A 1,498-nucleotide genomic window follows, 5' to 3' on the forward strand; every position below is an offset into this window, starting at 1 on the left:
CCACCAGAGGCCGCTGACCATCGCATTCGCACTGACCGCCACCTACGCCCTAGCGGAGGTCGTCGGCGGCATTCTCTCCGGCTCGCTGGCTCTCATCAGCGACGCGGCTCACATGGGCACCGATACGCTCGGGCTGGGGCTCGCCCTCGCCGCCATCCACCTGGCAAAGCGTCCCGCCGCAGGACAGCGAACCTACGGCACGTACCGGCTGGAGGTCCTGGCCGCGGTTATCAACGGCCTGCTCCTGTTCGGTGTCGCCTTCTATGTGCTCTACGAGGCGGTGGAACGCTTCCGGGACCCGCCGGATGTCCTGGGCGTGCCGATGCTCGTCGTCGCCTCGGTCGGCCTCCTCGTCAACATCATCTCCTTCCGGCTGCTCACCGGCGGGGCGAAGGAGAGCCTGAACATCAAGGGCGCTTATCTCGAGGTGCTCGCCGACATGCTCGGCTCGGTCGGGGTCATCATCGGCGCGGTCGTGATCACGGTCACCGGTTTCCGGTATATCGACGCGATCGTCGCGGCCGCGATCGGGCTGTTCATCCTGCCGCGGACCTGGCAGCTCATGCGCCAGGCCCTGCGGATCCTGATGGAGGTGGCGCCTCCCGGAATCGACGTCGAGGCCGCCGAGCGGGACCTGGCCGCCGTGCCCGGCGTCCGCGAGGTCCACGATCTGCACATCTGGACGCTCACCAGCGGCATGGAGGCCGCCACCGCGCACGTCGTGATCGAGGACGACGCTGACTGGCACACCGTATTGGACCGGACCCGTCAGCTCCTCGCCGAACGGTACGGCGTCACCCACCCCACCATCCAGATTGAGCCCGCGGAGCACGTCGAGGAACCGGCAGGCTTCTGACGGGCGTGCGGACGGTGGCCGCAAGCCCGGCTCCTGCGGACCGATTGTGCGGCGGGCGGCATACGAACGGTCCCGCTCAGGGCAGCTCACCAGGTGGCCGGGGGCGGGTGCGGTCAGGTGTGGACGATGACGATGGGGCAGGGGGCGTGCTGGGCGCACTGGTGGCTGACCGAGCCCAGAAGCAGGCTGGCGAAGCCACCGCGGCCGCGCGAGCCGACAACGAGGAGATCGGCGCCTTGAGCTGCCTCGATCAGGGCGGGGGTGGGCGGGCCCTCGACGACGCGGCGTTCGATGTCGGCCGTCTCGGTGCCCGGGGTGTGCGCAAGGGCGGCATCGAGGGTTTGCTCGGCCGCCCGTTGCAGCGGTTCGCGGGTCGCTGCTTCGGTAGCGAGGCGGGCGATCTCGCTGCCGTGGTAGAGGGAGGACCAGGCATGGACGACCCGCAGGGCCGCGGCGCGCAGGCGGGCCTCGTCGAGGGCCCAGCGCAGTGCCTCCAGTGAGGCCGGCGACCCGTCGACACCTACGACGATGATGGCCATGGCACCTCCCTCTCTGTGGGGACACGATGGGCGATCCTGCTCAACCACCGGCCTGAGATCCCTCCGCCGGTGGCAGGGCCTGGAACCGATTGTCGCCGATTGA

2 protein-coding genes are annotated in these 1,498 nt (G+C 69.7%); one reads left to right on the forward strand and one right to left on the reverse strand.

Features of this window, described 5'->3' with window-relative positions:
- A partial coding sequence (locus tag SZN_RS37045) for a cation diffusion facilitator family transporter (RefSeq protein WP_007506497.1) occupies window positions 1-856 on the forward strand: 856 nt, incomplete at its 5' end.
- 113 nt (window positions 857-969) lie between these two features.
- Here SZN_RS37045 and SZN_RS37050 read toward each other — a convergent pair.
- Window positions 970-1,395, reverse strand: coding sequence for a universal stress protein (locus SZN_RS37050; protein WP_007506498.1), 426 nt, complete (start codon window positions 1,393-1,395; stop codon window positions 970-972).
- Window positions 1,396-1,498 lie beyond the last annotated feature (103 nt).

This window comes from Streptomyces zinciresistens K42 (genome assembly GCF_000225525.1).
Classification (GTDB): Bacteria; Actinomycetota; Actinomycetes; order Streptomycetales; family Streptomycetaceae; genus Streptomyces; species Streptomyces zinciresistens.